Origin of the sequence: Rhizobium sp. BK538 (assembly GCF_014197575.1) — a bacterium.
Taxonomy (GTDB): Bacteria; Pseudomonadota; Alphaproteobacteria; order Rhizobiales; family Rhizobiaceae; genus Rhizobium.
The window spans coordinates 327,172-347,625 of record NZ_JACIFT010000001.1; the positions used below are offsets into that span (position 1 = coordinate 327,172).

At 58.9% G+C, this 20,454-nt stretch carries 18 protein-coding genes and 1 pseudogene; 3 read left to right on the plus strand and 16 right to left on the minus strand.

From position 1 onward, the window contains the following. Window positions 1-65: 65 nt before the first annotated feature. Together FHX09_RS01620 and FHX09_RS01625 are read right to left on the minus strand one after the other, a co-directional pair. A complete protein-coding gene (locus tag FHX09_RS01620; protein WP_132587950.1) occupies window positions 66-950 on the minus strand; it encodes an AraC family transcriptional regulator in 885 nt (294 codons plus the stop codon). 79 nt (window positions 951-1,029) lie between these two features. Continuing rightward, a pseudogene (locus tag FHX09_RS01625) lies at window positions 1,030-2,745 on the minus strand (ABC transporter ATP-binding protein). 419 nt (window positions 2,746-3,164) lie between these two features. On the opposite strand from FHX09_RS01625, the gene FHX09_RS01630 reads away from it, so the two are divergent. Both FHX09_RS01630 and FHX09_RS01635 read left to right on the plus strand, forming a co-directional pair. Continuing rightward, on the plus strand, window positions 3,165-3,473 hold the full coding sequence (locus FHX09_RS01630) for an MliC family protein (RefSeq protein WP_183722112.1): 309 nt from the start codon (window positions 3,165-3,167) through the stop codon (window positions 3,471-3,473). Window positions 3,474-3,566: 93 nt separating this feature from the next. After that, entirely contained in the window at window positions 3,567-3,884 is a 318-nt protein-coding gene (locus tag FHX09_RS01635; protein ID WP_132587948.1) for a DUF6665 family protein, read from the plus strand. An 11-nt stretch (window positions 3,885-3,895) separates the two neighbouring features. Here FHX09_RS01635 and FHX09_RS01640 read toward each other — a convergent pair whose 3' ends face one another. The 7 genes from FHX09_RS01640 to FHX09_RS01670 form a co-directional block, all read right to left on the minus strand. Beyond that, window positions 3,896-4,726, minus strand: coding sequence for a ThiF family adenylyltransferase (locus tag FHX09_RS01640; RefSeq protein WP_184449161.1), 831 nt, complete (start codon window positions 4,724-4,726; stop codon window positions 3,896-3,898). Window position 4,727: 1 nt separating this feature from the next. Further along, a complete protein-coding gene (locus FHX09_RS01645; protein WP_132587946.1) occupies window positions 4,728-5,804 on the minus strand; it encodes a Gfo/Idh/MocA family oxidoreductase in 1,077 nt (358 codons plus the stop codon). 19 nt (window positions 5,805-5,823) lie between these two features. Further along, entirely contained in the window at window positions 5,824-6,588 is a 765-nt protein-coding gene (locus tag FHX09_RS01650; RefSeq protein WP_184449163.1) for an amino acid ABC transporter ATP-binding protein, read from the minus strand. A gap of 38 nt (window positions 6,589-6,626) precedes the next feature. Then, window positions 6,627-7,268 carry an amino acid ABC transporter permease gene (locus FHX09_RS01655; protein ID WP_184449165.1) on the minus strand — a complete coding sequence of 214 codons (642 nt, stop codon included), beginning with the start codon at window positions 7,266-7,268 and terminating at the stop codon, window positions 6,627-6,629. A 9-nt stretch (window positions 7,269-7,277) separates the two neighbouring features. Continuing rightward, window positions 7,278-7,946 (minus strand): amino acid ABC transporter permease, encoded by a 669-nt coding sequence (locus tag FHX09_RS01660; RefSeq protein WP_007795960.1) that lies wholly within the window; start codon window positions 7,944-7,946, stop codon window positions 7,278-7,280. Window positions 7,947-7,955: 9 nt separating this feature from the next. Continuing rightward, a complete protein-coding gene (gene aroQ, locus FHX09_RS01665; RefSeq protein WP_007795962.1) occupies window positions 7,956-8,399 on the minus strand; it encodes a type II 3-dehydroquinate dehydratase in 444 nt (147 codons plus the stop codon). A gap of 104 nt (window positions 8,400-8,503) precedes the next feature. Continuing rightward, window positions 8,504-9,334: a transporter substrate-binding domain-containing protein gene (locus tag FHX09_RS01670; protein WP_183722104.1), complete on the minus strand. Its 831-nt coding sequence runs from the start codon at window positions 9,332-9,334 to the stop codon at window positions 8,504-8,506. 248 nt (window positions 9,335-9,582) lie between these two features. Here FHX09_RS01670 and FHX09_RS01675 point away from each other — a divergent pair, with 248 nt between their 5' ends. After that, window positions 9,583-11,472, plus strand: a complete 1,890-nt coding sequence (locus FHX09_RS01675) for a sugar phosphate isomerase/epimerase and 4-hydroxyphenylpyruvate domain-containing protein (protein WP_184449167.1) — start codon at window positions 9,583-9,585, stop codon at window positions 11,470-11,472. Window positions 11,473-11,482: 10 nt separating this feature from the next. Here the strand turns inward: FHX09_RS01675 and FHX09_RS01680 are convergent, their stop codons facing one another. The 7 genes from FHX09_RS01680 to FHX09_RS01715 form a co-directional block, all read right to left on the minus strand. Then, on the minus strand, window positions 11,483-12,157 hold the full coding sequence (locus tag FHX09_RS01680) for a GntR family transcriptional regulator (protein WP_132587941.1): 675 nt from the start codon (window positions 12,155-12,157) through the stop codon (window positions 11,483-11,485). Window positions 12,158-12,199: 42 nt separating this feature from the next. Further along, window positions 12,200-12,886, minus strand: coding sequence for a GntR family transcriptional regulator (locus FHX09_RS01685; protein ID WP_184449170.1), 687 nt, complete (start codon window positions 12,884-12,886; stop codon window positions 12,200-12,202). Window positions 12,887-13,885: 999 nt separating this feature from the next. Continuing rightward, window positions 13,886-15,133: an oxalate decarboxylase family bicupin gene (locus tag FHX09_RS01690; protein ID WP_183722103.1), complete on the minus strand. Its 1,248-nt coding sequence runs from the start codon at window positions 15,131-15,133 to the stop codon at window positions 13,886-13,888. Between the two features lie 19 nt (window positions 15,134-15,152). Continuing rightward, window positions 15,153-18,263, minus strand: coding sequence for an efflux RND transporter permease subunit (locus tag FHX09_RS01695; protein ID WP_132587938.1), 3,111 nt, complete (start codon window positions 18,261-18,263; stop codon window positions 15,153-15,155). A gap of 4 nt (window positions 18,264-18,267) precedes the next feature. After that, the gene (locus tag FHX09_RS01700) at window positions 18,268-19,452 is read right to left on the minus strand and encodes an efflux RND transporter periplasmic adaptor subunit (protein WP_184449172.1); all 1,185 of its coding nucleotides are present in this window, start codon (window positions 19,450-19,452) and stop codon (window positions 18,268-18,270) included. Window positions 19,453-19,499: 47 nt separating this feature from the next. Then, window positions 19,500-19,712 carry a hypothetical protein gene (locus FHX09_RS01705; protein ID WP_132587936.1) on the minus strand — a complete coding sequence of 71 codons (213 nt, stop codon included), beginning with the start codon at window positions 19,710-19,712 and terminating at the stop codon, window positions 19,500-19,502. A gap of 430 nt (window positions 19,713-20,142) precedes the next feature. After that, a complete protein-coding gene (locus FHX09_RS01715; protein WP_007795996.1) occupies window positions 20,143-20,355 on the minus strand; it encodes a hypothetical protein in 213 nt (70 codons plus the stop codon). Window positions 20,356-20,454: the final 99 nt, after the last annotated feature.

The window sequence follows — 20,454 nt, forward strand, 5'->3', positions numbered from 1 at the left end:
ATCAGCGGCGATTGAACGATTTTGGGCAATTTCAAAATTCGTGGGCAAATCTTTGCAAAAATGCATCACTCACACTTAGACCGCTTCCAGCGCGCCGGTGTCGTGCCGACGTGCTTGCGAAAGACACGTGTGAAATGCGCCTGATCGGAAAAGCCCGTCTCCACGGCGATTGCGGTGAGGCCTTGATCGCCATCGCGCAGCAGCTCTTTGGCAAGCTCAAGTCTGGCGTTCATCTGCCAATCGTGTGGCGTGAGGCCGGTAGAGGCCTTGAACGAATGGCTGAAATGCGACTGCGACAGCCCCGTCAGTTCGGCCAGTTCCTTGAGGCGGATGTTGCGACCGCAATGCTCCTGCATGAACTCGGTGGCGCGGCGCAATTGCCAGGATGCCAGTTCACCGCGCTTGCGGGGCGGCGTCTTGACCATCTTCAGCACGTCGATGACAAGTGAGAGCGCAAGACCATCGCCGTAGAGATCATGCAACGGAACGGGGCTGGCGATCTCTGTGGCAATCAGTTCGGCAAGCGCCATTGCCCGCTGGTCTAAGAAGAGCAGTTGCGGCTCTCTCAGTTTTTGCGGATCGATATCTTCCATTAGCCGCTGGCTGATGACATCGGCATCGAAATGGACGTCGAGATGACGCATCTGGTGAACCTCTCTGATGTCCACCCACAGTTCCATTTCCGCTGGGATGTAGGAAATTGGGCTGGCTCGACGGTCCTGCGGTGTCCCGGCTGCCGTCGCCGAACGCCTGACCGAAGGACGACCGCGCCCGAGGTGGTCGAGAAGGATGAAGAGGCGCGGATCGCGCGCGACGTAATGTCCGCCTGCATAAGCGCCGCATTCGACATCCCACAGGTCGGCTGTAATGCCGTTCCAGTTTCGACGCCTGAGCCCGCCAACGACCGAGAACCCCTCGATCGCGTTCTGCATGCGCGGCTGAAATGTCATGGCAATGTCCTGCAACTGTAAAACATGTGTGCAATTATCAAGTTTATCGCATCGCATCAATCGTGACGTTTCAGGTTTTTCAGTGGTTCCTCATCTGTGCATCATGCAGCCGGTTATAGGCGCCGCGTTTGGCGATGAGGTCCTGATGCGTGCCCTGCTCAACGATGCCCTTGCCGTCCACGACGACAATCCGATCCGCTCCCTGGATGGTCGCGAGCCGATGGGCAATGACGAGGGTCGTGCGTCCTTGCGACAGTTCGCCAAGTGAGCGCTGGATTGCGCGCTCCGTCTCGGTGTCGAGCGCCGATGTCGCTTCGTCGAGGATCAGGATCGGAGGGTTCTTCAGGAACATGCGCGCAATGGCAACACGCTGCTTCTGTCCGCCGGAAAGCTTGACGCCGCGCTCGCCGATGACGGTATCGAGACCTGCGGGCAGACCCGCAAGCATCTCTTCCAGGCGTGCCCTATGGGCTGCCTCGACGATCTCGCCCTCGCTGGCACCCAATCGACCGTAGGCGATATTCTCGCGGATCGTGCCGCCGAACAGGAAGACGTCCTGCTGCACAATGCCGATCTGTTGGCGCAGTGACACCTTGGCCATGTCGCGGATGTCGAGGCCGTCAATCGTGATGCGGCCACCGCGAACCTCGTAGAAGCGCGGCAGGAGCGAACAGATCGTCGTCTTGCCGGCGCCCGAAGGGCCGACAAATGCGATCGTTTCCCCGGCGCGGATCGTCACATTGACATGCTCGAAAACCGCCGCTGACGAACTGTATCCAAAGGAAACGTCCTCATAGGCGATTTCGCCGTTGAGATGATCGACCGTGACGGCATCAGGTGCATCGGCGATATCTGGCTCGGTATCGATAAGCTCGGTGAAGCGTCGGAAGCCGGCAATGCCCTTGGGGTAGGTTTCAATGACGGAGTTGATCTTTTCGACAGGACGGAAAAGACGCCGACCAGAAGCAGGAAACCGATGAAGCCACCGGCGGTAAGGTTGCCAGAGAGTACGAAATAAGCCCCGGCGATCATCACGACCATCTGCGTCAGCCGCATGCTCATATAGCTCAGCGAGCTGCTTGCCGCCATGAGCTTGTAGGCGTCGAGCTTGACGCGCCGATAGCTCTGATTGTCCTTTTCGAAGAGCGTGCGCTCGTAGTTCTCGTTGGCGAAAGCTTGCACAACGCGGATGCCGCCGACATTTCCTCAATGCGGGTGTTGAAGTCGCCGACCCGGTCGAAGAGATGACGGAAATTCTGCGTCATGCGGCTCCCGAAATGGCTCGTCACCCAGGCTGCCAGGGGCACGACAACAGCCGTTATCAGCGCCAGTTGCCAGTTGACCGAGAACATCAGCAGCAAGGCGCCGGCAAAGGTCATCAATGCGATGAAAAGGTCCTCGGGGCCGTGGTGAGCGACTTCGCCAATCTCTTCGAGATCCTTCGTCAGCCGCCCGACGATATGTCCGGTCTTCTGGTTGTCGAAATAGCTGAAAGACAACTTCTGCAGATGATTGAACGCCGCGCGGCGCATGTCTGTCTCGATATTGATGCCAAGCATATGGCCCAATAGGTGACGACCGTCATCAGGCCGGTATTGACGACATAGATTGCAAGCAAAGCTGCCGACGCAAGCAGGATCAACAGCCATTCATGGCTGAGCAGGAGCCTGTCGACGAACAGCTTGACGGCCATGGGAAAGCCAAGCTCCAACAGGCCTGACAGAATGGCGCAGGAAAAGTCGAGAATGAAGAGGCCGCGATACGGCCGATAATAGGAGAAGAAGCGACGCAACATTGAAGCACTCGAAATGAACAGGGGACGGCCTGATCCAATCAGCCCAAAATCCGCATTGGAGAAAATATGACTTGGCTTCTCCATATTCTGAAGCCGGCTGGATAGTGCGTTGCACGCCCAAATGCAACATCGTGCGGCTCGCGCCTTGAAGGCTCGGATCGCAATGCTTGTTGGCGACGCCATAGCGGTGTCACTGGTTCAATTTCGCTCGCCTCTGAAACGCGCGAACGTCAAGCAGCATGCCGCCGCTCACGAAGCGTGAGCACGCTTTGGAAGCAGGGCCAAAGACGCGATGCCTTTCTTCAAGAGCGCTTGAGGGTTAGACTTGGTTGTTGACCAGGGCGTCATCCGACGGCTGACACGCTGGCGCAAGGCGTGAAACGAGCCGACTGATTATCGAGTTTGGCAAAGGGGCCGTGATGACTGCGAAAACAATCGTGACGCTTGCGCTTGCTGCTCTTGCGGTATCGGCAAACAGTACGGTTGCCATCGAGGCACAATACGAATGCACCGCCGGCACACGTCTCCATGCAGCCTTTTCGTCACCCAGTGGTTCGCCCGGAAGTGTGGTGCTTGTCTTCTCGGGTTCATCGGGCAAGATCAATCTGCCGCAGGTCGTTTCGGCCGACGGCGGCCGCTACGCCAACAGTGATATGGAGTTCTGGATCAAGGGCCGGGAAGCCACGCTGACGCGTGATGGGAAGAAGGAAACATGCCATACCAACTGAGCGAGTTGGTTGATACATCTAGGAAGCCCGTTGGCAACGCGGCGACTTCGCTGCCTGACGAGAATGGAGCGGATATCCGGGAAGGAAGACATTGTGAGTCTGAGGCCACCACGATCACTCTCTGGCCAGTCGAGTGCCTTGAATCCATTGGAATATGAGCTTGCCTCAGCGCGAGCGGACGCTCTGGGCCGTCAGGGCAGGAAAGCGGAAGCCGCGTTGGCGAGGCTTGCAGCGTGGTCAGTAGACGACCGAAGAATTGACCGGCAAAGCCTTCTCGACGACGCCTCCGAAGCCGTTTGGGCGTTGTTTGTTCAACGCGAGATCTGCGGGCTCCACAATGGGAGGGATGTCATCAAGCGCTACGAAATCCCCGACGAGGTTCTTGCAAGGCTTGGCGCGCTGCGCAAGTGATCGGAGCGCGATCATCGAAGCCTTGCGATCGACCGCAGGTCATCTGCCGTTGTCGTTGGGAATCCAAAGAATTCCAGATAGGCCGGGATCTGCTCGAACAGCATATCCGTGCCAATCTGAAATGGGCATCCACGCGCGCGTGCCGCGGCCAGCAGCGGCGTGATTTCTTCCTTCATGACGACTTCGCCCACGAAAGTGGACGCAGAGAGCCGAGACACATCAAGAGGCAACGGATCGTCTTTCCCCATTCCGAGCGGTGTCGCGTTGACGACGATATCGAAACCTGTCGGGTCATTCGAGCCAGCAGTCACTTCTGTCGTCGGATAGTGTGTCGTCAGACGGCTTCTAAGCCCATTGAGCGTGACAGCGTTGTCATCATGAAGCGCAATCCGGCGCACGCCAGCGCCTGCCAGTGACGCAGCGATCGCCGACCCGACACCGCCAGCGCCGACGATCAATACCTGCGCCCCTGTTATCGTTTGTCCCTTGCGCAAGAGTCCCCTCACGAAACCCTCGCCGTCGAACATGTCGCCCATCAACCGTCCGTCCGGCGCGAGCCTGACCGCGTTGCAGGAGCCGGCCACTTTCGCATTCGTCGACACCTCGTCAATCAACCCCATTGTCGTAATCTTGTGGGGCATCGTGACGAGGGCGCCGTGAATATTCGAAAGTCTGAAGACGAGCTTGAGGAATGACGGATAGTCTTCGGGCTTGCAACCCATTGGTACGACGACGGCTTCGATGCCACTCTTTTCGAAATAGGGATTGTAGATCAGGGGAGCCTTGAATGACTCTGTCGGATAGCCGAGATGAGCAATTAGCCGGGTGGTCCCAGTAATCATTTCAATGACCTCGTCGAACCTGGACGTTGTCCAGGTGGATCGTCTCGCCTGACCGCGCCGATGCCTTGATCGCCTCGATCACGCGCAGGGTCGCAAGACCTTCCTTGCCGCTGACAAGGGGCTCTGCTTCACGACGAATGACATCGCAGAAGTGTAAAAGCTGCAGCGCCAGTGGATCGGCCGGAGTGAAGGGCACGTGTTCCGTGACCAGCGGTTCAAGCCAATCTGGCTTCGACGCATTGGTCCAAAGCGCGAGTTGGGGAATGGCCAGCGATCCGCCCGTCCCCCCGATCTGGTAGCAAAATTGATCCTGGTGCGGAAACGCCGGGTTCTCCCCAGTCGTCATCTCCCAGCTCCAGGGAGAGGCGACAGCATCGGATGCATTCAACGTTGCGAGCACACCGCTCGCGAAACGGAGCAGGATGACGACTGTGTCCTCGACAAGGTGCTGGCGGGCCGAATTTGACTCCATTGCATGGACGGCTTCGACCTCGCCGAAGAAATAGCGGAAGAGATCAACGTCATGGATCAGGTTGATGAAGGTCGGCCCCGCACCTTCCTGTCGGCGCCAACCGATATTGAAGTAGCTGTCCGGCTTGGCGACCCAGAATGTCGCCTGGACAGTCAGGATCTTACCGAGCCGACCGCTGTCGAGAACGCGTTTTGCCGCCCGTATCATGGGATTATGACGGCGATGGTGACCAACCAGGATGGGGATGCCTGCCCTTGCGCCGGCGGCAACGAGAAGGGCCGCTGCTTGCGCATTATCGGCGATCGGCTTCTCGACAAGGACGGGAATTTCCGTTGCAATGGCCTCCAGGGCGTTATCGACATGAAGTTGGTTCGGGGTGGCAACAATTACGCCGTCCGGGCGCTTGGCTGCTGTCGCCTCGGCAAGTGTCGAAAACCATGAAGCGCCCTTGCTTGCCGCAAAGTCACGCCCGGCATCAGAGGGATCGATGACGGCGGAAAGTATCGTGCGCGGCTCGGCCAGAATGCCTTCGATATGGCGCTGACCGATGAGACCGGCGCCCATCACCGCGATTTTCAAGGGAGCCGACTGCGATGGTGCTGACATGAAAATTCCCTCAAAAGTCCTAGTTGCGCAGGATTTCGCCGAGGAATTTGCGTGTGCGCTCATGGCTGGGATTGGTGAAGAACTCCCCAGGAGGCGCCTCCTCGACGATCGCGCCGCTCGCCATGAAGATCACGCGGTTTGCGACCTGTCGGGCGAAGCCCATTTCATGCGTCACGCAGACCATCGTCATGCCTTCGTCGGCAAGACTGATCATGGTATCGAGCACTTCCTTGACCATCTCCGGATCCAGAGCAGAGGTCGGCTCATCGAAGAGCATGACCTTCGGGCGCATGCAGAGCGCCCGTGCGATTGCGACGCGCTGCTGTTGGCCACCGGAAAGCTGCACAGGATATTTGCCTGCCTGTTCAAGGATCTTGACCCGGCCAAGCAGAGAACGTGCGCGGTCTTCTGCCTCCGCCCTTCCAACGCCAAGCGCGCGCATCGGCGCGAGCATGCAGTTTTGCAACACGGTCAGATGGGGAAAGAGATTGAAGTGCTGGAAGACCATGCCGACTTCGCGGCGGATCGCGTCGACTGCCTTCGCTTGGTTTGCGAGCAGGATGCCGCCGACGCGGATTTCCCCCTTCTGATAGGTTTCCAGATGATTGATGCAGCGGATCAGCGTCGATTTTCCGCTGCCGGACGGACCGCACAGCACAATCCTCTCGCCCTTGCGAACCGACAGGTTGATATCGTGTAAGGCCTGAAAGGCGCCATACCACTTCTCCACGTGGTCCATGGTGATATTGGTTTCGGCGGTCGATGCGGGCAAAGGACTGTTCATGAGTTTAATTCCGTCTCTTTCGTGGCAGGCGCCGGAGATCACCGCGATGCGGCGGCGAACTTCCGTTCAAGACGGGCGCCGAAAATCGTCAACGGGCAGCACATCAGGAAATACAGCGCGCCCACGATCCCGAAGACCGTCAGCGGCTCGAAGATCTGGTTGGAAATGATGTTGCCGGCGCGGGTGAGTTCCGTGAAGCCGACAATGGAGGCGAGCGAGGTTCCCTTGATCAACTGCACGAGAAAGCCGATCGTTGCCGGCAGTGAGATGCGCAGAGCCTGTGGCAGGATGACGTCCCTCATGCGCGAGACATATTTGAGGCTGAGCGCTCTTGCGGCCTCGGTCTGGCCGTGCGGAACCGCTTCGATCGAGCCACGCCAGATTTCGCCCAGATAGGCGCTGGCATGCAGCGTCAGGCCGATGGCAACAGCCACCCAGGCATCGAGCTTGAAACCGATCAGGGCAAGTCCGTAATAGACCACGAAGAGCTGCATCAGCAGCGGTGTTCCCTGAAAGACCGCGATGTAGCCGGCCATCAGTCGCTCCAGCAGCGGAATTTCCGAAGTGCGCGCGAGCGCCACACCGAGCCCGGCAATGCATCCGCAGACGAAGCCAACCGCGGACAAGACGACGGTCCATTTCAGACCGATCAGAAGGAAGACGAATTCTTCGCTGCCCATCGATTGCTCCTACTTGACCGGATAGGCGAAATAACGTGCCGAGAAGAACGCAAAGAGGCGCATCATCAGCCAGGAAATGACGAGGTAGAAAACCGTCACAGTGAAATAGACCTCGAAGCTGCGGAAACTCTCCGACTCGATGCGCTGCGAAACCGAGGTGAGCTCATAGGCCGAGATGGCCGAGGCAATGCTGGTCGATAGCGTCAGCAGCACGAACTGGCTGGTCAGCGACGGATAGATCGCCCTCAGCGCCGGCTTGAGGATGATGAGGCGGAAAACCTGCGCCTTGTGCAGGCCGAGCGCGAGGCCGGCTTCCATCTGACCTTTCGAGATGGACTGGACGCCGCCACGGATAATCTCGATGGCGTAGGCGCCGCCGTTGATCCCAAGAGCGATGATCGCCGTTGGCGTCGGATCCAGCCGGATGCCGGCAAGGGGGAGGGCGAAATACAGGAAGAAGATCTGAACCAGGAACGGCGTGTTGCGAATGAGCTCGACAAAGCCGATCACCAGCCAGCGCAGCGATTTGTAGCGCGAATCGCGCAATGCGACGCCGCCGATGCCAATCACGATTGCCAGCAGCATGCCGCAAATGGCGAGCAGCAACGTGCCGAGACAGCCGAGGAGCAGGCTCGGCAGGCCATCGATGACCGGCGTGAAATCCAACGTGTAGTTCATCACCTCTCCTCAGTCGCGTTCGACCATCCCGGCCATGGCTTGGATCGCCAATTCATAGCCAGCTGCGCCAAACCCAATGATGATTGCCGTTGCTGCACGAGAGATAAGGGACTTGTGATAGATGCTCTCACGCGCATGCACGTTGGAGATATGCAGTTCGATTTTCGGCGGATCGAAAGTCTTCAGCGCGTCCAGGAGTGCAATCGACGTGAAGGTGTAGCCGGCCGGGTTGATGATGATGCCGCAGGCCTCGTTGCGTGCCTGGTGCACGCTCTCTACAAGCTCACCTTCGAAATTTGTCTGGCGAAAGTCGATGTCGAACCCAAGGTTATTTGCCTTGGCGAGGCATTTTTCCTTGATCTGCGCGAGTGTTGTCGCGCCGTAGATGGCGGGCTCGCGCTGGCCAAGCAGGTTCAGGTTGGGCCCGTTGAGCACAAATATCGTATTGTTCATGATCGCGCTCCTCGAAACGCGCAAAGCCGTGCTTTTCGGCGTCGCGACACCGTCGGCGGGCATCGCAACGCCCGCCCGTTTGCTTTTGCCAAGCGGTTACTGGCTCAGTTGGCGCTGAACGGAATGCCGTCCAGGCTCTCGGGGAACTCGGGAACCGGCACTTTCATCCACTTGTCATAGATCTTTTTGAGCTCGCCATCGGCCTTGATCTTGTCGACGAAGGCGTTGATCGAGGCATTGATCTCCTTCTCGCCAAGCCGTGTGCAAGCGCCATTGTAGAGCTTCTGGAACTCAAGCTTGTTTTCGAATTCGCCCGGACGGGCCTTCTCGACACGGTCCATGTAGAAGATGTTGCCGCCGAGCGCCTGCACCTGGCCGGACACCAGCGCCTGCACGCTGGGTGCATCGCCGTCGAAGCGGCGGATCGTAGCGCTCTGGGGTGCGTTCTTGGTGACCTGGGTATCTTGAGCCGCACCTTTCGCGACACCAATCGAAAGATTGGCCATGTCGTCATTCGTTTTGACCGACATGGACTTTGGCGCAATCAGCACGATGGCGTTGGCGACGTAAGGCTTGCTGAACTGAACGGCCTTGGCGCGCTCCGGCAGCATGGCCATCGTTGCGAAGAGAACGTCGACGCGGCCCGTGGTCAGGGCCGGAATGCGGTTGTTGACTTCCAGCGGCACGAATTCGACGGAAACGCCCAGTTCCTTGGCGTAAAGCGTTGCAATATCGGCATCGAGCCCGTCCTGCTTGCCGCCGCTCGTCACAAAGCCCCACGGCGGGTTGTCGCCCTGGATGCCAACGATAAGCTTTCCTCTGGCTTTGATTTCTTCGGGCGTGACGGCTTCAGCCGGATTGGCAAGCCCGATGGCAGCTACGACAGCAGCGGCACCCAGCATCGCATTTCGGCGCGTCAGCAGCGATTTGAACATTGATTCCTCCTCCTTTTTGGCGGTCGCTCGGACCCAACAGTCATCCTCTCCCGACTGCATGACCAACTCTTGCCAGAGGATCTGTTACAAATCAACAGAGTTTTTAACAATCATATGAGATTTGTGATTTGACCAATTGATTTGAAATGTTCACGACATTTGGCATAATACCATGATCGAGAGTTGGCGCGTCAGGCAAAGTGGCCCATGGCGGCGCTCCGGTGCGACGATGGAAAGGGTTTTGAATTATGAAGACCTCGATTGCGACGGTAACGCTCAGCGGCGAATTACCCGACAAGCTTGAAGCCATTGCGCGCGCGGGCTTCGACGGTGTCGAGATTTTCGAGAACGACTTTCTGGCCTTTGACGGGAGCCCCGCCGACGTCGGCACGATGGCGACCGATCTCGGGCTCAAGATAACGCTTTTCCAGCCCTTCCGCGACTTCGAAGGCATGCCGGATGGGCTTCGAAGCCGTACCTTCGACCGGGCTGAACGCAAGTTCGACGTCATGCAGGAACTCGGAACCGACATGGTGCTTGTCTGCTCGAACGTCTCGCAGGCAGCGCTTGGAGGCATCGATCGCGCGGCTGCCGACTTTCACGAATTGGGTGAGCGCGCGGCCAAACGCGGCCTCAAGGTGGGTTATGAGGCGCTCGCCTGGGGCCGTTACGTCAACGACCACCGCGATGCCTGGGAGATCGTGCGTCGCGCTCATCATCCGAACGTCGGGCTTATCCTCGACAGCTTCCATTCGCTCTCGCGCAAGATTGATATCAACTCGATCCGGTCGATTCCAAAGGAGAAGATCTTCATCGTACAATTGGCCGATGCGCCGCTGATCGACATGGATCTGCTCTATTGGAGCCGCCATTTTCGCAACATGCCAGGCGAGGGCGATCTGCCGGTAACCGCGTTCACCGAGGCCGTGGCGTCGACCGGGTATGACGGCTATTTCTCGCTGGAGATCTTCAATGACCAGTTTCGTGGCGGCTCCACGCGGGCGATCGCCGCGGATGGTCATCGTTCGCTGATCTATCTGGCCGACCAGGTTCGCCGCAATGTGCAGACGCCGATCGGCGTTCCCATGCCGGAACGTGCTGTCGTCAGGGGTATTGGCTTTGTTGAATTCGCCACCGATGAAGACGAGGCCGTCGAGCTGATTGCGCTCTTACAGGCCTTGGGTTTTCGCAAGAGGGCCATCCATCGATCTAAAAAGGTGACGTTGTTTGAACAGGGCAGTATCCGGATTCTGGTCAATGCCGATCCGCTCGGTTTTGCAAGCGCTGCCTATGCAGTCCACGGCACATTCGCTTATGCTCTGGCGCTCGTTGTCGAGGATGCCAGTGAAGCTTATCGGCGCGCTCTTGCGATGGATGCTGAGCCCTTCCAACAGGCCGTTGCCGATGGCGAACTCGAACTGCCGGCAATTCGCGGCGTCGGCGGCGGCTTGATCTACCTCATCGACGACAAGAGCCCGCTCGGCCGTTTCTCGGAAATCGATTTCGAGCCGGTTTCAGAAGACGGCGGCAAGGCTGGCGCCGGACTGCTGCAGTTCGACCATATCGCCCAGACGGTCGCCTATGATGAAATGCTGACTTGGCTGCTCTTCTACACTTCAATTTTCGAGACCAGAAAGACGCCAATGGTTGATATCATCGATCCGAGCGGCGTTGTGCGCAGCCAGGTCGTTGAAAATGAAACCGGCAGGCTGCGCCTTACAATGAATGGCGCGGAGAACCGCCGCACGCTCGCCGGTCACTTCATCGCCGAAAAATTCGGTTCGGGCATCCAGCATCTGGCCTTTTCGACCGACGACATTTTCGTCACCGCCAGATCGCTTCGCAAGCAAGGCTTCAAGCCGCTCCACATCTCACCGAACTATTATGACGATGTCGAAGCCCGCTTCGGTTTGGATGCCGATCTCACCGAGCGCCTGAAGGCAGAAAACATCCTTTATGACCGCGATGAGCATGGAGAATATTTCCAGCTCTACAGCGGCACCTACGGCGAGGGGTTCTTCTTCGAAATCGTCGAACGACGCGGCTATCGGGGCTATGGCGCGCCGAACGCCATTTTCCGTATTGCTGCACTCAAGAGGCAGATGCGGCCCGAAGGTGTCCCGAAGGATGCCGTCTGATCGGCGCCGGTCAGTCGATGCGACCGCTCTTCAGGACGTGCGCCACCCCGCTTTCTATATGCCGGCGAATGACGGCTCGAGCGCCCTCGATGTCGCGCTTCAAGGCAAGTTCGAAAAGTAGCTTGTGGTCGTCAACGACGGCCTGACCGCGAAAGCTCTGGGCTAGCATGTGATAGCGTAAAAACCTGTCGAACACAGAAGATAGCGCCGCCATGAGTGTTGCGGAATTGCAAGCCGATACGATCGCCTGGTGAAATTCCCAATCATAGCGAACCCAGTCGATGGTGCGTGATGTATCGCCTGCTAGCAGTTTCTTCTCCGCTGCCGCCAGCTTGTGGTGGGCGGCGACGATGCGTCCCTCCCACTCGAGATTTCCGGCCGAAAATGAAAGCTCGATCGCATGGGTTTCCAACACGGTACGCAGATCGGCGAGCTCCTCGAGCTCCTTGCGGGAGGCCGGGCTGACTTCAAAGCCGCGCTGGCCTTCCGCTAGCACCAGGTTTTCCGTGGTCAGGCGGCTGAGTATTTCGCGCAGCGACGATACGCTAATCGAATAGCGCTCCTTGGCTTGCTCAAGTTTGATTTTCGCACCAGGCGCCAAGGCGCCGGAAATGATGTCCTGACGGATCTGCCGGAAAACGACGTCGCCTACGGTCTCGGAAGGTTCACCGGCAATTTTGAGCATGAGGTCCCCTGCTTTGCTCAGGCACTACGAGAGTGCCGACTATCACGATTGTGGTGGCACGGCGGATAACAGGCCTTTTCCAAGCGCATGCTCGACGCCTGCTTGTATATGACACTGCAGGACTTTCTTTGCGGTCTTGCTATCGCGTTGCAACGCGGCCTCCAGAAGTTGCCTATGTTCCTGTTCGGCAACGCTGCCGCGATAGGACAGCGCAACCATCTGATATCGCAGGTATTTGTCGAAAACGGCCGAGTGGGTCTCCATCAGCAGACGCGATCCGCAGGCGGAAATCAGGGCCTGGTGAAACTCCCAGTCGTAGCGCTTCCAGTCTTCCGCTCTGCTTGTGTCGCCCGACGCCATGACCTGTTCCATCCGCGCAAGCTTGTAATGAGCAGACACCAGTTTTGCCTCCCACTCCACATCGCCCTGTTCGAAGGACTGTTCGAGCGCGTGCTCTTCCAGAAGCAGGCGCAGAGCTGCGATCTCTTTGAGGTCCGCAACGGATACTGGTGCAACCTCAAAGCCTCGCTGACCTTCAGCCACAACGAGCCCTTCAGACGTCAGGCGGTTGAGAATTTCCCGTAGCGTACTGACGCTGGTCTCGTAAGCGCCTTTCAAATTCTCCAGCTTGAGCTTCTGGCCGGGCGCGAGGCGCCCGAATATTATGTCCGCCCTTATTTGCCGATAACCGCTCTCAGCGACAGTTTCCTCAACAATTTCCTGGCGCACGGTCTGTCTCCGAGATTTCTTCTTTCCTCCTATATATCCGGATAGCTAGGCCAAATTCAACAAGTAGCGCAGATTGGGCGCAGGATCATGAGTGGGAACGGGTCGCCACCGATTCCATCGCGTAGGAACCCCAAACCTGCGTCACAGCCTTGATAGAAATGCCGCCCTTGGCAGAGGCTAAGCAAGATCAGCCGGCCCTCAGCGCCTCACCAAGAGGCCGACCTTCGCTCGGAAGAGGCCTCCGGCGGTAACAGGAGATTCCGGGCCTAAGCGCTCAAGCCGACTTTGGCAATTTTGGACTTTCTGAAAGAATTCGCGCTTGGGCCACTGAAACGCCATAGGATGCCATCAGCCACAGACTGAGCGCAACGGCACGTGGGACCGGCTGCTCACCCGACGCCCACCGACGGCTAGCGAGTTCATCGACGCCAAAAAGCTCTGCGGCGACGCTTGCCGTCAATCCAGTGACAGCGAGCGCCGCCCTGAATTCGGACGGAGTCATTTGATGCGTTCCCGGCGCGCTTCGCGCGCGATTTATTTCGTTATGACGCACATTAGCTTTCATTTAATTACGTGATATCGCATGTGCGACATTTTGTATGTTCTTTACGACCTGCGGCTTTTAGCTGCGGTTCGCGTATCGTTGCGGCCGACAGTGTCGACTAAGCTGGTCCGTCACGCCAGGCCGAAAGGTGCCCAGCCAACCACTCGACGATTGCTTGTCTTCAACGAAGTTGACGTGCCACGACCCGTACCGAAATCAAGCGGCTGCACCGAGCCGTCGGCATAGCGATCATTGACGCGACCGACGACCAGGCCGAGGGAATGACGCCTGCGATCGCATCGTCATTCTCAAAGCCGGTGACATCCAGCAGGTCGTTACCTCCGACGAGATCTGTAAGCACCCTGACGAGCTTTTCGCCGGCGCTTTGTCTGTTCTCCCGTCGATGACGGGAGAAAAGGGGCATCTTGGCGCCTGGCGCCGCCGCGATATCGGGTTCAGCGCGGCACGATACCCGGCTGATCGGCAGGGAATTTCTCAATGTCGGCGACACTGACATTGAGATGCTGTGCCACAAGCGCTGCCGGCGTGTGCGTCAGCCAGGACGACAGGCCTATCTCCTGATACTCAGCAACCTTAAAGACGGCCACGAATTGCAGATCCGTCTTGCCGGTGTTTTCGATGATGTGGCCCTGGCTTCTCTTTATGTATCCGATATCACCCGGCCGGAAGTCGGCCGTCTGGCTGCGCGGACCGGCGTCGAACACCGTCATTCGACCTTCCCCCTTGATCCAATACTGCCATTCGTCTGCATTCGGGTGCCAATGCATCTCCCGCACGGCTCCGGGCCTAATCGTCTCGATCGCCGCCGCAATGGTTTTGGACACCTTGAAGCTATTGCTGTCGGCAAGCTGGATCGTGCCGGATGCGTTCTGCTTCAGTGGAGCCGAGCCCGAAAGCCTGTAGGTAAAGGGATACGGCGGCAGTCCAGCAGAAGCGACGGCCTCTTGGTCAGCCGAAAGCGGACCGGGCTCCTTGCCCTGGAAAATCCAGAGATCCTGCAACGGAATGTTCCTGAACGTCTCCTGCGGCACGCCGAAGTTCTTGGCCAGAAGTTCCGGCGATGTGTGCGCCAGCCAGTCCGTCAGAAGCAGCGTGCCATATTCGGATTGGTCGCCTTCGTCAAAGACGATCACGAATTCGCAGCCATCCGGCCCAAGTCCTTGCAGCGAATGAGGGAATCCGGCTGGAAAATACCAGAGATCGCCTGCCTCCACATCCTGCACATAGGCTCGCCCCTGGGGATCAAGAACCGTGACGCGGCAGCGCCCGTTGGTCATGATCGCCCATTCGGCGGCACGGTGCCAGTGCATCTCGCGGATGCCGCCGGGACCGAGCCGCATGTTGACGCCGGAAACGGCCTCGGAGATCGCAAAATCCGACTTGGTGACCTGGCGCGCCCAGCCTCCATTCTGGATGCGCTTGGCGGCATTGTTGAACGATCCCCAAAACAGCTGCATGTCACCCACATCCGTTGCTGGCGGGTTTTGAAACGAGGGAAATTGCTCGTTGATCGCGGGGTTTTTCGGACCGGGATCCGAAAGGCCGGCACGATTGGCATTGATCGCGCCCTCGGCCGGCTGATCCGGATTGCCGAAGCTGGCGGCGTGGGCGCCACCCGCCGCGAGCGCCGTGCCTCCCATCGCTCCAAGGGCAAGCACTGTGCGTCTGGATAAGGGTTCCATGGCTGTCACTCCTGTTGGACTATTCCGCCGGCGCTGGAACACCGGGAACTGCAGGTCGCCTTCGAGTGATCAGTTCGCCGAGCTTTTCGAGGTAGAGGTAGACGACCGGTGTTGTGTAGAGTGTCATGACCTGGCTGATCAAAAGGCCGCCAACCATGGCGTAGCCGAGCGGTTGGCGAAGCTCCGAGCCGGTGCCGTGACCGACCATCAAAGGCATGCCGGCAAGCAGCGCCGCACAAGTCGTCATGATAATCGGACGGAAGCGCAGCAGGCAGGCCTGGCGGATCGCATCCTTTGGTGACAGGCCCTCTTCGCGCTGAGCCGCGATGGCGAAGTCGACAATCATGATGCCGTTCTTCTTCACGATCCCGATCAGGAGAATAACGCCAATCAGGGCGATTACGGTAAAGTCAAAGCCGAAGAACCACAGCATCGCCAGCGCGCCGAGACCAGCGGAGGGAAGGGTCGACAGGATAGTCAGCGGGTGGACGTAGCTCTCGTATAGCACGCCGAGGATGAGATAGATGACCGCGAGAGCAGCAAGTACCAGCAGCGGCTCGCTCGCCAGAGAGCTTTGATAGGCCTGGGCGTTACCCTGGAAACTGCCGATCAACGTCGCCGGCTTGCCCATCTCGACCTCGGCCTTGCCGATGGCTGCGACCGCCTGGCTCAACGCCACGCCCTTGGCTAGGTTGAAGGACAGCGTGACGGAGGGAAACTGGCTTTGATGATTGACCGCGAGAACCGCCGTCGGTTCGGTGGTCTGCCTGACCAGCTGGTTGAGCGGCACCTGTTGACCGGTCAGCGGCGACTTGATGTAGAGGCCATTGATCGCCAGCGGCGAATTCTGAGCCTGCGGAGCCAACTCAAGGACGACATGATAGCTGTTCAAGTCGGTGAAATACTGTGTGACCTGGCGCTGACCAAAGGCATCGTAGAGCGTGTTGTCGATCGTCTGGGGGGATATGCCGAAGCGGGATGCCTGATCGCGATCGATTGCCAGGGTGACGGTAGCGCCACCATTTTGCTGGTCCGTGGCGACGTCGGTCAGCTCAGGCAGGGTCTTGAACTTGGCCAGCAGCCTGTTTGACCAGTCGTCGAGCTCGTCAGCGTCGCCATCCTGCAGCGTGTATTGGAACTGCGTGGCCGAACTCCTGCCGCCGACATTGATGTCCTGCGCCGGCTGTAGAAAAAGCTGTGCGCCCTGCATCTGTGCCAGCTTCGTGCGCAGCCGGTTGATGATCTCGCTCGCCGATGCGTCTCGCTCATCGCGCGGCTTGAGTGTGATGAACATGCGGCCTGTGTTAACTGTCAGCCCCGAGCCGCCGCCGACAGCCATGCCGATTGTCGCAACGGCTGGATCGCTTGCGACAATATTGCCAGCTTCCACCTGATGCCGTGCCATTTCGGCAAACGAGATATCCTGGGAAGATTCCAGGATGCCGGTGATCAGGCCCGTATCTTGCGTCGGGAAGAAGCCTTTCGGAATGTTGACGAAGAGGATGCCGGTTGCTGCGAGCGAGGCAAGGAATGCGACCATCGTCAGGCGATGGTGGCGCAGCGCGACGTCGAGTGTGCGCCGATAGACGTCAAGCATGAGGTCGAAGATGCGCTCGGATGCAGCATAGAGCTTTCCATGGCCGGACGCCTCGTCAGGTTTCAGGAAGCGGGCGGCCATCATCGGCGTAATGGTCAGCGAGACGAGTGCGGAAACGCCGATTGTCATCGTCACGGTAATGGCGAACTCGCGAAACAATCTTCCGACAATGCCACCCATTAGAAGCAGCGGTATGAAGACCGCGACCAGAGAGATGCTGATCGAGATGATGGTGAAGCCGATCTCGCGGGCACCATCGATGGCAGCCTCGTTCGGCGTCTTGCCCATCTCCATGTGGCGATGAATGTTCTCCACCATGACGATCGCATCATCGACGACGAAGCCGACAGCTATGCTCAATCCCATCAGCGAAAGGTTGTCGAGGCTGAATCCGGCGAGATACATCAAAGCCAGCGTCGCCAGGAGCGCCAACGGCACGGTAATGCTTGGGATGACGGTTGCAAAGAGATTGCGCAGGAAGACGAAGATGACCGTGACGACGAGCGCAATCGTGATCATGAGTGTCGTCTCGACGTCGAGCACCGACGCACGGATTGTCTCGGTCCGGTCGCTGAGGATCGAAAGATGAATGGCTGCGGGCGCGATCGCCTGGAGCTGAGGCAGCGTCGCCTTGATCTGATCGACGGTTTCGACGACATTGGCGCCCGGCAGCTTGAAGATCGGCAGCAAAATCGCGTGCTTGCCATTCGCCCAGGCGGCGAGCTGGGTGTTCTCCGGTCCATCAACCGCCTGGCCTATATCGCGGATGCGAACCGGCGCACCGTCCCGGTAGGCAACGATTGCATCGTTCCAGGGCGCTGCATCCAGCAATTGGTCGTTGTCGTAGATGGTGTACGTCCGTTCTGTTCCCTGAACGGAGCCCTTCGGTGCGTTGCTGGTGATGCCGGTGACAGCGGTCCTGACGTCTTCGAGCGACAGCCCCATGTTCGCGATCTTACGAGGATCGATCTGTAGGCGTACGGCGGGTTTCTGCTGGCCGAAGATCAGGACTTGGGAAACGCCATTGAGCTGGCTGACATGCTGGGCGAGAACGCTCTCGGCGTAGTCATCAACCTGGGTGAGCGGCAGCGTGTCCGATGTTAGTGCCAACACCATGACGGGCGGGTCCGCCGGGTTGACCTTTCGGTAGGTCGGCGGCGACGGCAGGCCCGTCGGCAGTTGCCCGCCGGCGGCGTTGATCGCTGTCTGAACGTCCTGCGCAGCGTTGTCCACATTGCGTGACAGATCGAACTGAAGCGTAATCGAGCTGCTGCCGAGCGTGCTCGTCGACGTCATCTGCGTAACGCCGGGAATCTGACCGAACTGTCGCTCGAGCGGCTGCGTGACGGATGAGGCCATTGTTTTCGGATCGGCGCCCGGGAACTGCGTCGACACCTGGATCGTAGGGAAGTCGACCTGAGGCAACGGCGCGACAGGCAGGAGAGGGTAGGCAACGACCCCGATGGCAAACAACGCGGCCATCAGCAGAGAGGTGGCGATCGGTCTTTGAATGAACCACGAGGAGATAGACACCACGCTACTCCTTCTGCGCCGTGTTTGATGAGCCTTGCTCGACAGACACATGTGTGCCCACATCGAGCCGGTACTGGCCGGCAGTCACCACCTGCTCGTTGCCGGCAAGCCCGTTTGTGATCACGGCCCGGCCTTTCTCGATCGGCCCGGGAACAACCTTGCGGACCGCGGTGGTGCCGTTGCCATCGACGACGTAGACGAAGAAGCCATCCACGCCGCGCTGTAGCGCCGCCGACGGGATCGTGATCGCCTGATGAAGCGTCTTCTGCCTGAGCCGCAGCAGCACAAATTGTCCCGGCCACAGAGCGTCGTCTTGGTTCTCGAACGTGGACTTGATGCGGATGGTGCCGCTGTTTTGATCGATGACGTTGTCGATCAGGGAAAGGCTGCCGGTCGCCAGCGTTCTGGACTGGTCCATCGCGAGCGCATCGACTGCAACGGGACCCGACTTCATCGCATCCCGAACAGCGCCGAGATCGTCTTCGCGAAGCGTCGATACCACAGAAATCGGCTGCGTTTGCGTAATCGTCACGATCGGCGTGGTGTCTGTCGTGTGGACCTGGTTTCCCGCGTCGACGCGGCGGATACCGGTGCGCCCGTCAATCGGTGATCGGATCTGCGTATAGGAGAGCGAGACGTCGGCGGCCTCCTTGGCCGCCTGATCCTCGGCAAGCTGGGCCGTGAAACTCGCCACCTGGCTCTGTTGTTGCTCGACGGTCTCTTGGGTGGCAATCTGCTGTTGGGAGAGCTTTTGGTCTTTTGCGAGCAGATACTGCGCATTGGCAAGATCGGCTTGATCTTGCTGGATCTTTGCAGCCGCCTGATCGGCCGCGGCCTGATACGGACGGGGGTCGATGACGGCGAGAAGATCGCCCTTCTTGACCGCCTGTCCTTCCGTAAAGAGGACGTTCTGAAGCTCACCGTCGACGCGGGTCGTGATGTTGACCGTGTAATTCGCCTGCACAGTGCCGAGGCCATTGAGATAAACCGGCACCTCTTGCATCGACGGTGCGGCAACCTGGACCGGCACTGCGGGAGCGCCGGCCCCAGGTGCTGCTGCGGTCGGCCCGGTTCCCGCGAGCCAGAACGACGCTGCCGACACACCCGCGACCACGAGCACAACGATAGCGGCTGCTGCGGCAGATCGCCTGTGATTCGGAGGGGTGGCAATGGTTCGGATGGTTGTCATTCCGGGCTCCAGAAATGTAGATCGAACCATTGTGTTGAGATGCGGCATCAGCCGATTGATGATCGATCGCGGTGATAGGAAGCCGTGCGCCTGTCCGCGTCCGCGCGGACGCGGACAGGAAGGTATTGAGGCTGCATCCAGAGACCCTGAGGACGGCGTGCTGCCGCCTCGATGGCGTCTTCAAATCGGATCGAGATTGACTTGACGATGTCGTCCAATATCCGGGCCAGGACGGTTGGCTTGTCTTTGAACCTGGACATCATGTCCTCCTGTCAATGAATGTGATGACAGAAGGCTACAACTGGATGGGCATCGGCACATCTATACGCAGGTCTAGTCGGATCTCGCAAAAGGTATGAGCGTGATGCCAGGCGCCGACGTCGCCACCAATGCGCCAATGACCTCGGCCGGCTGTTGGACCGCTGCGGCGTGCGTCAAGGGCGATTGTTCCCGATTAGATCAGCCGAAGACAGCACGTGGCAGCGACCGCATGGATCTGATTGACCACGTCGAGCGTCCCCATGGCAGAGCGCAGATAGGTATTGACAGGATGACTGCTCAAACCGCGGATGAGCGCGATTTCCTGGCTGCTCTTGCCGGCGGCAAACGATCTCGAGCATTGACCTGTTCGCTTGGCGATCGGCTGACAGGGGTAGACGGATGTCGATTCATGGAAGGGCCCCGCGGCGGTCAATTGCCGGAAAAGGAGTTGTCGATCGACCGGCGGAGCGATTGAAGCCGCTCGTCGAAACGTGCCGCGTCAATCGTGTGGCCAGGCTCGTCGCGCCGCAGTTCGCACCGCAACGTGTATGATCGACGCGAGACGTGATTGACCAGGCTGACACTCAGGGACAGCAAGCCATCTCGCTCCGACAGCTGGGTGTTCGTGAATGAGAACATCATCTTGTCTCCTTGTGCATATTGCTTTCGGGGTGTCTGGGCAAGCGACACGGGATCGCTTGCCCAGACGGTGTCGTCAGGGCATGTCCCGGTGAAGTACCG

What these genes read in the sequence shown, in the direction of transcription:
- FHX09_RS01655 (WP_184449165.1), bottom strand. Translation starts at nt 7,268, where the DNA reads ATGGGCAGCGAAGAATTCGTCTTCCTTCTGATCGGTCTGAAATGGACC.
- FHX09_RS01630 (WP_183722112.1), top strand. Translation starts at nt 3,165, where the DNA reads ATGACTGCGAAAACAATCGTGACGCTTGCGCTTGCTGCTCTTGCGGTA.
- aroQ (WP_007795962.1), bottom strand. Translation starts at nt 8,399, where the DNA reads ATGAACAATACGATATTTGTGCTCAACGGGCCCAACCTGAACCTGCTT.
- FHX09_RS01700 (WP_184449172.1), bottom strand. Translation starts at nt 19,452, where the DNA reads ATGACAACCATCCGAACCATTGCCACCCCTCCGAATCACAGGCGATCT.
- FHX09_RS01675 (WP_184449167.1), top strand. Translation starts at nt 9,583, where the DNA reads ATGAAGACCTCGATTGCGACGGTAACGCTCAGCGGCGAATTACCCGAC.
- FHX09_RS01670 (WP_183722104.1), bottom strand. Translation starts at nt 9,334, where the DNA reads ATGTTCAAATCGCTGCTGACGCGCCGAAATGCGATGCTGGGTGCCGCT.
- FHX09_RS01660 (WP_007795960.1), bottom strand. Translation starts at nt 7,946, where the DNA reads ATGAACTACACGTTGGATTTCACGCCGGTCATCGATGGCCTGCCGAGC.
- FHX09_RS01705 (WP_132587936.1), bottom strand. Translation starts at nt 19,712, where the DNA reads ATGTCCAGGTTCAAAGACAAGCCAACCGTCCTGGCCCGGATATTGGAC.
- FHX09_RS01690 (WP_183722103.1), bottom strand. Translation starts at nt 15,133, where the DNA reads ATGGAACCCTTATCCAGACGCACAGTGCTTGCCCTTGGAGCGATGGGA.
- FHX09_RS01680 (WP_132587941.1), bottom strand. Translation starts at nt 12,157, where the DNA reads ATGCTCAAAATTGCCGGTGAACCTTCCGAGACCGTAGGCGACGTCGTT.
- FHX09_RS01650 (WP_184449163.1), bottom strand. Translation starts at nt 6,588, where the DNA reads ATGAACAGTCCTTTGCCCGCATCGACCGCCGAAACCAATATCACCATG.
- FHX09_RS01640 (WP_184449161.1), bottom strand. Translation starts at nt 4,726, where the DNA reads ATGATTACTGGGACCACCCGGCTAATTGCTCATCTCGGCTATCCGACA.
- FHX09_RS01620 (WP_132587950.1), bottom strand. Translation starts at nt 950, where the DNA reads ATGACATTTCAGCCGCGCATGCAGAACGCGATCGAGGGGTTCTCGGTC.
- FHX09_RS01715 (WP_007795996.1), bottom strand. Translation starts at nt 20,355, where the DNA reads ATGATGTTCTCATTCACGAACACCCAGCTGTCGGAGCGAGATGGCTTG.
- FHX09_RS01645 (WP_132587946.1), bottom strand. Translation starts at nt 5,804, where the DNA reads ATGTCAGCACCATCGCAGTCGGCTCCCTTGAAAATCGCGGTGATGGGC.